Source organism: Virgisporangium aliadipatigenens, assembly GCF_016863615.1.
GTDB lineage: Bacteria > Actinomycetota > Actinomycetes > Mycobacteriales > Micromonosporaceae > Virgisporangium > Virgisporangium aliadipatigenens.
Genome location: NZ_BOPF01000031.1, coordinates 21810 through 33771, shown reverse-complemented (window position 1 = coordinate 33771; position 11962 = coordinate 21810). Strand labels below are relative to the sequence as shown.

11 protein-coding genes are annotated in these 11962 nt (G+C 72.5%); 4 read left to right on the top strand and 7 right to left on the bottom strand.

The window, feature by feature from the left end:
* The first annotated feature begins 277 nt into the window (after positions 1 to 277).
* Both Val02_RS33525 and Val02_RS33520 read left to right on the top strand, forming a co-directional pair.
* Positions 278 to 1258, top strand: a complete 981-nt coding sequence (locus Val02_RS33525) for a hypothetical protein (protein WP_203903288.1) — start codon at positions 278 to 280, stop codon at positions 1256 to 1258.
* Complete coding sequence (locus Val02_RS33520; protein ID WP_203903287.1) at positions 1255 to 1980, top strand: hypothetical protein; 726 nt, start codon at positions 1255 to 1257, stop codon at positions 1978 to 1980. The genes Val02_RS33525 and Val02_RS33520 overlap by 4 nt, the downstream gene beginning before the upstream one ends.
* A 1-nt stretch (position 1981) precedes the next feature.
* Here Val02_RS33520 and Val02_RS33515 read toward each other — a convergent pair whose 3' ends face one another.
* From Val02_RS33515 to Val02_RS33495, 5 genes are all read right to left on the bottom strand, one after another.
* On the bottom strand, positions 1982 to 2779 hold the full coding sequence (locus Val02_RS33515) for a class I SAM-dependent methyltransferase (protein WP_239153533.1): 798 nt from the start codon (positions 2777 to 2779) through the stop codon (positions 1982 to 1984).
* Positions 2776 to 3582 (bottom strand): pyrroline-5-carboxylate reductase, encoded by an 807-nt coding sequence (gene proC, locus Val02_RS33510; protein WP_203903286.1) that lies wholly within the window; start codon positions 3580 to 3582, stop codon positions 2776 to 2778. Before proC ends, Val02_RS33515 begins: the two co-directional genes overlap by 4 nt.
* A gap of 52 nt (positions 3583 to 3634) precedes the next feature.
* Positions 3635 to 4663, bottom strand: a complete 1029-nt coding sequence (locus tag Val02_RS33505) for a 6-phosphofructokinase (protein ID WP_203903285.1) — start codon at positions 4661 to 4663, stop codon at positions 3635 to 3637.
* Between the two features lie 111 nt (positions 4664 to 4774).
* Positions 4775 to 5290, bottom strand: a complete 516-nt coding sequence (locus Val02_RS33500; RefSeq protein WP_203903284.1) for a polyadenylate-specific 3'-exoribonuclease AS — start codon at positions 5288 to 5290, stop codon at positions 4775 to 4777.
* A 9-nt stretch (positions 5291 to 5299) separates the two neighbouring features.
* A complete protein-coding gene (locus tag Val02_RS33495) occupies positions 5300 to 6172 on the bottom strand; it encodes a phosphotransferase enzyme family protein (protein WP_203903283.1) in 873 nt (290 codons plus the stop codon).
* A gap of 226 nt (positions 6173 to 6398) precedes the next feature.
* Between Val02_RS33495 and Val02_RS33490 the strand changes: the two genes are divergently transcribed.
* Positions 6399 to 7091 carry a Crp/Fnr family transcriptional regulator gene (locus tag Val02_RS33490; RefSeq protein WP_203903282.1) on the top strand — a complete coding sequence of 231 codons (693 nt, stop codon included), beginning with the start codon at positions 6399 to 6401 and terminating at the stop codon, positions 7089 to 7091.
* A gap of 91 nt (positions 7092 to 7182) precedes the next feature.
* Here Val02_RS33490 and Val02_RS33485 read toward each other — a convergent pair whose 3' ends face one another.
* Positions 7183 to 7464, bottom strand: a complete 282-nt coding sequence (locus Val02_RS33485) for a hypothetical protein (protein WP_203903281.1) — start codon at positions 7462 to 7464, stop codon at positions 7183 to 7185.
* 168 nt (positions 7465 to 7632) lie between these two features.
* Here Val02_RS33485 and Val02_RS33480 point away from each other — a divergent pair, with 168 nt between their 5' ends.
* A complete protein-coding gene (locus tag Val02_RS33480) occupies positions 7633 to 11073 on the top strand; it encodes an ATP-binding protein (protein ID WP_203903373.1) in 3441 nt (1146 codons plus the stop codon).
* Positions 11074 to 11079: 6 nt separating this feature from the next.
* On the opposite strand, the gene Val02_RS33475 is transcribed toward Val02_RS33480, so the two are convergent.
* Positions 11080 to 11790, bottom strand: a complete 711-nt coding sequence (locus tag Val02_RS33475) for a lysophospholipid acyltransferase family protein (protein WP_203903280.1) — start codon at positions 11788 to 11790, stop codon at positions 11080 to 11082.
* Between the last annotated feature and the right edge of the window lie 172 nt (positions 11791 to 11962).

The window sequence follows — 11962 nt, the reverse complement described above, 5'->3', positions numbered from 1 at the left end:
TCGCGCATCGGGAACACCCCACCGGGGGCCGCCGCCGGCCGCATGCGCGACCGACAGCGGGTCCGACGCGGCGCGGGGAAGTCTCGCCGCGCAGTCGAGATGTTCGGAAGACGCCGCGGAGGTGACGCCGGTGGGACGTCACCTCCGCTTCTACTGGTCGGCCCCCCAACCACTGAAATGACCGTAGAAGATCTACACAGGGTGACGGCAGGGTTGAACGCCTGAGTGAATGCCGGTGGCACATCCATCCGCAAATTTCGTTCGGAAGGAGCACGTGGTGGGCGGCGACAACGGGGGACCCGTAGAGGTCACACTCGCCTGGTCGGACGAACGCCTGGAGGCGGCGATGCGCGCCCTGACGCGCCGCGACGCCCGGCCGGCGCTGGCGGCGCTCGCGGCGACGCGGGACGATCCGCACCGCCGGGCCCTGTACATCGAGGTTCTCGGCACCGCCGGCGAGAGCGCCCTGCACGAACTGCGCACCCTCGCAAAGGAGCACGAGGACCCGGACCGCTGGCTGCTGCTCGGCGCGGCGCTGGCGTCGGCCGCGGCGAGCGCCCGGGGTGCCGACGTCATCTCCCGCACCAGCGAGGAACAGATCGAAGGCATGCTCGAACTCGGCGGGCACGCCCGCAGGGCGCTGCGCACCGCGGCCCGCCTCGCGCCGGCCGACCCGGTGCCGTGGTCGGTGCTGCTCGGCTGCGCGATGGGTGCCGTCGAGCACGACGGCGAACTCGACCAGATCTACGCCGAGGTGCGGCGGCGCAGCACCGATCTCTACCCGGCCGAGATCACCCGCCTCATGTCGCTCACCCGCAAGTGGTACGGCAGCCAGCAGCAGGCCGTGGACTTCGCCCGCGCCGGCACCGCGCACCTGCCGCCGGGGCACCCGCTGTGGGCGCTGGTGGCGTTCGCGCACGTCGAGGGCATGGTTGACATCTCGATGCGGGGCAACGCGATCACCCGGTTCTGGCGGTTCGCGCGGTTCACGTCCGACAAGCGGATCAGGGCCGAGGTGGACGCCGCCGCCGACCGGCTGCTGGTCGACCCGCGCACGTTCGCCGACCATCCGGCGACCCTGTCGGCGCATCAGGTCTTCGCGGCGTTCTACTACGTCACCAGCGTGCCGGAACGGGCCCGGCCGCATCTCGAACGCGGCGGACCACGGCCGGCCTACCTGCCCTGGGTCTACTTCGGCGAGCAGGCCGAGACGTTCGCGCTGGCCCGCAAGGAGGCCGGGCTGGCGGGCCGAACGTGAGCTTCGCACAGCACCTGCGGGTCCTGCGTGATCCGCACCGGCCGGACGCGCACCGCGCCCACGCGCTGCGGCGGTGCGTGTCGGCCTACGCGCCGTTCGGTTACACCGGCACCCTCGAACACCTGCGGGAACGGTGCGGCCCGCTGGACACCCCCGCCGGGCTCGATGCGGCAGCCGAGGCGCTCGCATCGAGCCGGCGGGCGTGGCTGGCGGAGGTGGCCGCATTCGCCGGTCAGCGGCGGTTCGCGAAGGGCGGGGGCCACCGGCGGGCCTCGCGCGCCGAGGTCGCCCGGTACGCCGCGATGGGCTGGCCCGGCGACCCGGGCGGTACGGGTGCGCGCGTGCTGAGCCCGCTGTTCCTGCGCGCCTACGGCATCGGGCTGTGGGAGCCGGCGCCGGTGGCGCACCGCCGGCGGGTGCGGCGGCTGAAGCCGTCGGGCGAGTGGCCGTTCACGATGGTGCTCGCCGTGCTGGTCGCCGAGCTGCTCGTCATGCCCCCGCTCGGCCTCGGGCTGAACGCGCTGCTCGACCCGCCGCCGGTCTTCCTGTGGTCGTTCGGGCTGGTGGCGCTGGTCGTGGTGCCGGTGCTGGTGGTGCGGCAGCTGCCGGCGCGCTGGGAGCGACAGCGCGCGGAGCGGATCCTGCACCGCCGGATCGTCGAGGCCGCGCAGGATGCCGAACGCCGGCTCGCCGTCGAGCGCGCCCGCGCCTACGGGCGCTAGGTCAGCGCGTCCAGACGACCAGTTCGACGTCGCGGGTGCGCTCGGCGAACAGGCCCTCCGGCGAGGCCGCCAGCAGCAGGCGTCGCAGGTCGCTCTCGAACTCGTGACGACGTTCGCCGAAAAGGTGCGGGGTGGCGAAGGAGAGCGAGTGGACCGCGGCGACGACCTGGTCGGACGTCCGGATCATGATCTCGTCGCCGCCCACGGTGAGCCGGCGCGGCCCGCCGTAGCCGGCGGCGCGCATGACCTCCTCCTCCGGGCCGAGGGGCGGGCGCTGCCGGGGCGGCCCGAGATATTCGGCGATCAGCGCCCTGATCGCGGCGTGCGGCACGCGCGGGCGCGGCAGCGGGTCGTCGCCCTCGACGCCCTGATGGGTCGTCGCCCCGACGTGCACCCAGACCCCGCCGGGCTCGATCATCGACCGGACGTTTCGCGCCACGAGCAGTCGATCCATCCAGTGGAACGACTGCGCGAAGGTCACCATCCGGAACACGCCCAACCCGTCGGGCAGTTCCTCGGCCCGCGCCCGGTGCCAGGTGACGCGGGCGTCGCCGGTGCGCCGGGCGGCCTCGGCCAGCATCTCCGGATCCGGGTCCACCCCCACCGCCGCCTCGAACATCGGCGCCAGCAGCCGGGTCACCGGCCCCGGCCCGCAGCCGACGTCGAGCAGCCGGCCGCGCCCGTCGAGGCCCACCAGGTCGCGCAGCGCGGTGGCGATCGCCGCCGGATAGGGCATCCGCCCGTCGGCGTAGTACGCCGCGGTCCCCCGGTAGAGGTCCGGCTCCCACCGTCCCGTCACCGGGCGTCGGCGGCGATCTCCTGCGCCCGGTCCCGGGCCGCTTCGAGGGCCGCGAGGAGCGCCGCGCGCACGCGGTGGTTCTCCAGCTCCCGGATGGCGGAGATGGTCGTGCCGGCCGGGGAGGTGACCGCCTCGCGCAGCTTCACCGGGTGCTCCCCGGACTCGCGCAGCATCACCGCGGAGCCGATCGCGGTCTGCACGATCAGGTCGTGCGCCACCTGCCGGGGCAGCCCGAGCAGGATCCCGGCGTCGGTCATCGCCTCGACCAGGTAGTAGAAGTACGCCGGCCCGGAACCGGACAGCGCCGTCACCGCGTCCTGCTGCGACTCCGGCACCCGGAGGGTGCGCCCGAGCGGGGTGAACAGCTCCTCCGCCAGCGCCAGGTGGGCGGCCGTCGCGTGTTCGCCCGCCGAGATGGCCGTCATCGCCTCGTCGACCAGCGCCGGCGTGTTGGTCATCACGCGCACGACCGGGGTGCCCTGCGGCAGGTACTTCGCGAAGAACGCCGTCGGCAGGCCCGCGCAGAGCGAGATCACCAGTTTGCCGGCCGGGACCTTCGGGCCCAGTTCGGCCATCAGGGTGCCGGCGTCCTGCGGCTTGACCGCGATCGCGAACACGTCCGCCTCGGCCAGCGCCGCCTCGTTGGAGAGCACCCGCACGCCGTAGCGCTCGGCGAGTTCCCGGCCGCGTTCGGGCCGGCGGGCGGTCGCGATCAGCCGGCCGACCGGCCATCCGGCGCGCAGCAGCCCGGAGAGCATGACCTCACCGATCTTGCCAGCACCGAGAACAGCAATCGTGTTCATGACATCCACTCCCCGGGCCGGGGTGCGCCGGTGCGGCGCACCCCGGCCTGGATCAGTTCCCGAAGAAGACCTCGACCTCGTCGTACCGCTCGACCGGGACGGTCTTCAGCTCGCGGGTGGCCTCCTGCAGCGGCACCCGGACGATCTCGGTGCTGCGCAGCGCGACCATCTTGCCGAAGTCGCCGTCGTGCACGGCGTCGATCGCACCGAGGCCGAACCGCGTCGCCAGCACCCGGTCGAACGCCGTCGGCGTGCCGCCGCGCTGGATGTGCCCGAGGACGACGGTGCGCGCCTCCTTGCCGGTGCGCGACTCGATCTCGCCGGCGAGCCACTGGCCGATGCCGCCGAGGCGCACGTGGCCGAACGCGTCCTTCTCGCCGCTCTGCAGCGTCATCTCGCCGTCGGTCGGCATGGCGCCCTCGGAGACGACCACGATCGGCGCGTACTCGATCTGGAAGCGCTTCTCGACGTAGGCGCACACCTGGTCGATGTCGAACTTCCGCTCCGGCAGCAGGATGACGTTGGCGCCGCCGGCGAGGCCGGAGTGCAGCGCGATCCAGCCGGCGTGGCGGCCCATGACCTCGACGACGAGGCAGCGGTGGTGGCTCTCGGCGGTGGTGTGCAGCCGGTCGATGGCCTCCATCGCGATGTTGACCGCGGTGTCGAAGCCGAACGTGTAGTCGGTCGCGCCGAGGTCGTTGTCGATGGTCTTCGGCACGCCGACGACGTTGACGCCGAGGTCGGTCAGCTTGGAGGCGACTCCCAGGGTGTCCTCGCCGCCGATCGCGACGAGCGCGTCGATGCCGTCCTTGGCGAGGTTCTCCTTGATCTGCTCGACGCCGTTTTCGATCTTGAACGGGTTGGTCCGGGAGGAGCCCAGGATGGTGCCGCCGCGGGGCAGGATGCCACGCACCTCCTTGACGCCGAGCGGCTTGGAGATGCCCTTCAGCGGGCCCTTCCAGCCGTCCTGGAACCCGACGAACTCGTGCCCGTACGTCTGGACGCCCTTACGGACGACCGCCCGGATCACCGCGTTGAGGCCGGGGCAGTCGCCGCCGCCGGTGAGCACGCCGATGCGCATAGAAGCTCATCCTTCCAATGAATTTTTCGAGAGAATGCGTGGTCCCCGCGGCATCGTTGCCGGCCCGGGCCAGGCCGCAGGGGAACTGTACCGTTCCAGTCCCCCGCCGGATCAGCCAACCCGGGCGGTCGCACCCGGGTCGATGGCCTCCATCGCGCGCCAACGCGCCAGGTTGTGGCGGGCGTCGACGAGCGCGTCGTGGCGGCCGGTCGCCGTGGGCAGGGCGGGTCGCCCCACGTCGTCCCAGAGCTGACGGAGATCCTTGGTGAACCGGGGAAGCTCGCGCGGCAGCGCCGGCATGGCACCCCACAGCTGCGCCAGCACCACGTGGTCGTACGCGGCGAACCAGGCCCACAGCTCGATCTCGTCGCCGGGGCCCAACGGCTCGGTGAGGAACGCGTACAGGTCGTCGCGGATCCGTTCGCGGCTGCGCCACGCCTTGTCGGCCGGCGAGGGCAGCTTGTCGAGCACGTTGCGACGCACCCACGGCAGGGCGTGCGTGTCGTCGAACTCGGTCGAGACCGCGTAGAACTCGCGCCCGTGCTCGTCGACCACCCCGATCGACACCAGGTCGATCAGGCGCCCGTCCTCGATGAACTCGCAGTCGTAGAAGTACCGGTACCGCATCGCGCTACATCATGCCCCCGACTCGCACAGCTCCCGCGCCCGGTCCAGCCGCGCGGTGTCCGGGGCCACGCTGCCGGCCTGGTGCGCCGCCCACACGCCGCGCGCCGCCGAGTCGGCCTCGACGGCGTGCCGGAAGCGCAGCATCGTCGGGAGCACCGCCTCGACCTCGTCCGGCGGGACGGGCGCTGATGTGACGTAGCCCTCGATCAGGTCGGCGGCGTGCTCGGGACCACCGGCGTGCATGACCGCGCAGGCGAGGTCGTAGACCAGCGGCCCGCTCCCGGCGGCGCCCCAGTCGACCAGCCCGGTGCGCCCCGAGCCCCCGTCCACCCGGAACGCCGCCGCCACCGGGTCGCCGTGCAGCACCCCGTGACTCAGCACGTCCGTGACGGAGATCTTCGCCACGGCCTCGACGGCGGCGGCCACGACGGGGCGGACCCAGTCGGCGACGCCCAGGTGCGCGGCGTCCGGCCGCACCCAGTGGAACCTGCCCAGGTCCGGATGGCTGTAGCCGACCAGCGCCCGCTGCACGGTGCCGAGGGCGACGCCCCACGTCCGGCGTTCGGCGGGGGTGAGGGCCCGGCCGTCCACGCAGCGCAGCAGGGCGACGACCGTCCCGTCAAGTGGGACGCACAACGCGCCGTTGGCCGCCCGCACGGGGGTCTCCGAGGGCAGGCCGGTGCCGGCGAGCCGTTCGGCGACGGCGAGCCCCGCCTCGAACTGCCGCCGCCGCCCGACCGGCACCAGAACCGCCAGATATCGGGCCGCGTCACTGTCGATCACGTAGGTGTCGGAGTTCAGACGGCTGACCGGGGTGCACCCGTCGACGCCTACCTGCCAACAGGTCCGCAGCACCGTGCGAAGCTCTCCGGAGCCGTCCACGGCGTCGATTATTGCCAATTTTGTGACCGCTGTGCGGCGGCTTAGGTCAGCCGGTCATCCCGACAGTGTCGGCGATCCGACTCCACGATCGCCGGACAGTCTCGACAATCGATGGACCGACCACCATGTGGACACGCTTGTGCGGCGCGGGGGCTGTACATGGCGTCGTGCCCACGGAATGATCTGGGAGAAACCATTGAGCATTCAGGCGGGGAGGAGTTGGACCGTGGAGGTCCCGGCGCCGAATCCCGGAGACGCGCTGACCGGTGTCGAGATCTTCGCGGCACTCGAGCCCGAGGTACGGCAGCGGGTCATCGCCGCCGCCGTCCCCCGCACCTACCGCAAGGGGCAGCTCCTCTTCGTGGAGAACGACCCCGGCGAATCACTGATCGTGCTGCGGCGCGGCGCCGTCATGGTGTTCCGCACCGCGCCGACGGGTGAGCGCGCGGTGCTGTCGGTCCAGCGACCACCGGACGTGCTGGGCGAGGTGTCGCTGCTCGACGGCGCACCGCGTTCGGCATCCGCGGAGGCGATCGAGGACTGCTCGGCGCTGGCGCTGTCCCGTGGTGCGTTCATCGAGCTGGTGCACGCCAACCCGCGCATCCTCGACGCGGTCATGCGTTCCCTCGGCGGGCTGATCCGCCGGCTCACCGACCAGAACGCCGATCATGTCTTCCTCGACCTGCCCGGTCGGGTGGCCAAGACCCTGGTCCGCCTCGCCGGTGACACCACCGCACCGATGGTCACCATCGAGCTCAACCAGAGCCAGCTCGCCGAGATGGCCGGCGGCTCCCGCCAGAGCGTCAACCAGGCGATCGGCTCGTTCGCGAGCCGTGGCTGGCTGCGCACCGAGGGACGGCGGATCGTCGTGACGGACCTGGCCGCGCTGCGCCGCCGTGGCGGCATGGCCGACCGCTAGTGATCCGCACATACCGCTAGTGATCCGCACATAGGGATCCACGTACAAAACCGCCCCGGGATCGTCGGCAACCCGGGGCGGTATCAGGTGTTCAAACGGTCCGCTGAGCCGTCGGGCCGGCCCAGTCGCTGTCCTGATCGTCGTCGTCATCGCTCGTCGGGCCGGCCCACGCCATCGTGGCGTCGGGGTCGTTCACCGGCTCGGACGTGGGACCGGCCCACGCCACGGTGCGCTCGTCGTCATCGTTCGGAGTTACCACTCCACTCGCCTCCAGCCTGGCCAGGGTGACCGGGTCCACGTCGACGGTCTCGCCGGCCCGGTGCACGACACCGCCGTAACCGACCCACCCACGCGCGAGACGCACCGCAACCATTGACCACCCTCCGTTTTCGTCCTCGGTCGCACTGTAGCCACCGAAGCGCCGAATTCGTGGGTGTCAGCGGGGCTCTGTCGCCTATGAGACGGGCTGGTCACGACGTACGGGAAAGCATGAGGATACTGGGACCCGCTCTGCTCCCCTGACGGCCCGAGGAGGCCTCCCATCGCGACGGTATGTCCGCGGTGCAACCGGACAGCCGCACAGGACGACCGGTTCTGCGGCGGCTGTGGCACCGCGCTTCCTCAGGCCTGTTCCCGCTGCGACCGCCCGCTCTCGCCCGACGCGGACTTCTGCACCGGCTGCGGCACCCCGCGCGCGGCCGCCCGGCCGGAGCAGGTGCACTCCGAGGACCGCCGCCGGATCAGCGTCCTGTTCGTCGACCTGATCGACTTCACGCCGTACGTCGAGCGCACCGACCCCGAGCAGGTGCGCGAGATCCAGACCAACTTCTTCTCCGCCGTCCGGCGGGTGATCGCCCAGTACGGCGGTGTCGTCGAGAAGTACATCGGCGACGCGGTGATGGCGCTGTTCGGCGCGCCGGTCGCCACCGAGATCGACGCCGTGCGCTGCGTGCGGGCCGGCCTCGAGCTGCAGCGGGTGCTGGAGCGCTACGCCGACGGCGGGCTGCGCTGCCGGGTCGGGATCACCACCGGCGAGGCGATCGTCGACGTGGCGGCCGCCCGCGACGGCGGGCAGGCGATCGTGGCCGGCGACGTGGTCAACACGGCCGCCCGGCTGCAGTCCGTCGCGCCGCCCGGCGGGGTGCTCGTCTGCGGCACCACGTACGCCGCCACCAAGACCGCCATCCGCTACAGCCCGCAGCCGCCGGTGACCCTGCGCGGGCGCAGCCAGCAGACCGAGGTGTGGCTGGCGCTGGCCCCCATCCAGCGCAGCCACCCCGACCGGGAGATGCGGGCCACTCCGCTGGTCAACCGCACACACGAGTTGGCGCTACTGGTCAACGCGCTCGACCGGGCGCTGGCCGACCGCATTCCGCAGCTCGTCACCGTCCTCGGGCACGCAGGCATCGGCAAGAGCCGGCTCGTGCGGGAGCTGTACCGGCACGCGCAGGAGCGCTCCGGGCAGGCGCTCTGGTACACCGGCCGGTGCCCCCCATTCGGCGAGAACGTCACCTACGCCGCACTCGCGGACATCGTGAAGGCCTACGCCGGCATCCTGGACACCGACTCGGCACAGACCGCCCGGCGGCGGCTCGACAGCGCGATGCGCGAACTGGTCACGCCCGCCGAGGCGGCCCGGCTCAGCGACGCGATCGGTCCCCTCGTCGGCCTGCCCGGCTCCAAGCTCGGCACCGAGGAGGCCGAGTCGGCGTGGCGGCGGTTCGTCGTGGCGCTCGCGTCGCGGCAGTCCGTGGTGCTCGTCATCGAGGACCTGCACTGGGCCGACGAGAACATGCTGCGCTTCGTCGAGCTGCTGGGGGCCTCCGTTCGGGACGTGCCGCTGCTGATGATCGCCACCGCCCGCCCCGAACTGGTCGAGCACCACCCCGGCTGGTCGGCGGCCACGCCCGGCGCGCTGACCATCACGCTGCCGCCGCTGCGCGCACCCGAGATCGCCACCATGTACACGCATTTGCTCGGCCAGGCGTCGTACCCGGACGAGACGCTCGCGACCGTGGTCGAGCTGGCCGACGGCAACCCGCTCTACGCGCACGAGTACACCCGGATGCTGATCGAGCAGGGCGCGCTGCGGCCGATGACGCCGTTGCGGGACGGGGCGGCGCCGCCGATGCCGGACGGTGTGCACGCGGTGATCGCCAACCGGGTGGACCTGCTGGAGCCGGCCGACCGGGCGGTGCTGCAGGCCGCCGCGGTGGTGGGGCTGGCGTTCTGGCCGGGGGCGGTGGCCGCCGCGCTGGGCCGGCCGGAGGACGCGGTCGAACGCACGCTGCGCCGCCTGGAGCAGCGCGACCTCGTGCACGAGCAGGTGACCTCCTCGATGGAGGGGCAGCTGGAGTACCGGTTCGGGCACGTGCTCGTGCGCGACGTCTGCTACCAGCGCCTCCCCCGCACCGAACGGGTCGCCCGCCACGAACGCACCGCCGACTGGCTGGATCGCATCTCCACCAGCCGCGACACCGACCTGGCCGAGGTTCTGGCGCATCACCGGTACACGGCGTACGAGATCGCCCGCACGCTCGGCTCCGACGCGACCCGGTACGCGCCGGCGGCGCGGGACGCGCTCAACCGGGCCGCCCGTCGGGCCTACGCGCTGCAGGCCCTCGAACCGGCGTCCAACCACGCCGCCCGCGCGCTGGGCCTGTGCGACGACACCACCGCCCCGGCCGAACGACTCGGCATCGAACTGCTGGTCGGCGAGATCGCGTTCTACGCGGACGGCAACGCGTACCTGACCGAGGGCGGCGAGGACCGCATGACCCTGCTGGCGCAGCAGCTGCACGACGCCGGCGACCAGCCGAACGCCGCCCGCGCGTGGACGCTGCTCGGTCAGGCCGCCTGGCTGCGGGCCGACCGGGCGACGGCGCTGTCCTGCCTGGACCGGGCGGTGGAGCTGTTCGACGAGCTGCCGGACACCCCGGAAAAGGCCGACGCCTACGCCGAACTCGGCCGCTTGCACATGCTCAACATGGAGGACGGCCCGGCGGTGGCGGCTGCCGGCATAGCGGCGGACATCGCCTCGCAGCTCGGCCTCGTCGAGGTGGCGGCCAACTCGCGGATCACCATCGGCATGAGCCGCTACCAGGCGGGCGACCGCCGCGGGCTGGCCGAGCTGCGGGAGGTGGCGCGGCTGTGCCGGGAGCAGCGCCTGCTCGCCCTGCGCCGCGCCAACCAGAACCTCTCCTACGCGCTGCGCGAGGAGGGCGACTGGCCGGCGTCGTTCGCCCTGCTGCACGACGAGGGCGGCGACGTGCCCGGTGGACACAACCTGACCACCGGCTACTCCGACCGGGTGCAGCGGGCCTACTTCGACGGCGACTGGGAGCTGATCCTGACGTGCGCCCGGGACGCGGTGAACGCGCCGAGCGAGGAGTGGGACCTGCACTCGCGCGGCCTGTTCCTCTGGATCGACCAGCTGCGCGGCGGCCTGCCGGTGGAGGACGACGCGCAGGCGCTGTTGCGGGCCGGCCGCCGGTCCGGGTTCCACCGGCTGATGTGGGTGGCCCTCGGTCAGTGCGCGTTCTCGTTCGCGCTCCAGGGACGTCCGGGGGACGCCGGGGCCCTTCTGTTGGAACTGGGCGAGAGCTGGCAGAAGGTGCGTGCCATCGCGAGCGGCGAGTGGCTGCCGACGGCGGCGCACGCGGCGGTGCTGGTGGGGCGTTCGGCCTCGGTGGGGCTGCGGGAGCTGCTGAGCGAGGTGCCGCACCGCACGCCCTGGGTCGAGGCGGCGCTGCGGACGGTCTCCGGCGCCGTCGCGGCCGCCGACGGCGACCTCGCCCGGGCGGGTGTGCTGCACCGCGCCGCGGCGGCGATCTACGCCGACATCCCGAACGCCACCAACCGGATGCTCGCCCTGGCGTGGGCGGTGCGCGCCGAGCCCGACGACGCCTCCGTGCGGGAGCTGCGGCGCTTCGCCGCGTCGGCGACCGCCCCGCGCCTGCTGACGCTGGCCGGCCTGGACTGAGCCGGGTCAGGCTGCGGCGGCCGTCGTCGCGGGGGCCGGGGCGGGCGTCGGCGCCGCGCCGCGCTGGGCGTACCGGTCGATGTACTCGCGGCCGGACAGCTGCATCAGCTCGTACATGATCTCGTCGGTGATGGCGCGCTCGATGAACCGTTCGCCCGCCATGCCCTGATAACGGCTGAAGTCGAGCGGCGCGCCGATGCGCATGTGCACCTGACGGATCCGCCACATCCGGTGTCCGATCGGCTGAATGTCGTCAGTGTTGATCATCGCGATCGGGATCACCGGGGCGCCGCTCTCCAGCGCCATCCGCGCCACGCCGGTCTTGCCCCGGTACAGCCGCCCGTCCGGCGAACGGGTCCCCTCGGGGTAGATCCCGAAGACGTGGCCCTCGCGCAGCACCCGCAGCCCGGTGTCGATCGCGGCCTGCGCGGCCCGACCACCCGTTCGGTCGACCGGAATACACCCGGCCGCCGTGAAGAACTGGCGCATGAACCAGCCTTTGATGCCCTTACCGGTGAAGTACTCCTGCTTGGCAATGAAGGTCACCCGCCGGCTCGTCACCAACGGAATGAAGATCGAGTCGGAGAACGACAGGTGATTGCTCGCGAGGATCGCGGCGCCCGAGGCCGGGAGGTGCTCCACCCCCTCCACCTTGGGCCGGTAGATCAGCCTCAGCAGGGGGCCGAGGAGGATGTACTTCAGCGTCCAGTAGAACAACGTCGGTCCTCTCCCACCACCACGCCCGGTGGTCACTGAGCCTACGGATCCGGGACGGCCCGACACAACGCACTGCCGCCAACCGGCGCGGCCGTGTCAGGATTCTCTGCGAGGCGGTGTCCCGCGACGTACCCGGTCGTCGCGTGCGCACCACCGGGGAGGGGTTGCAGGC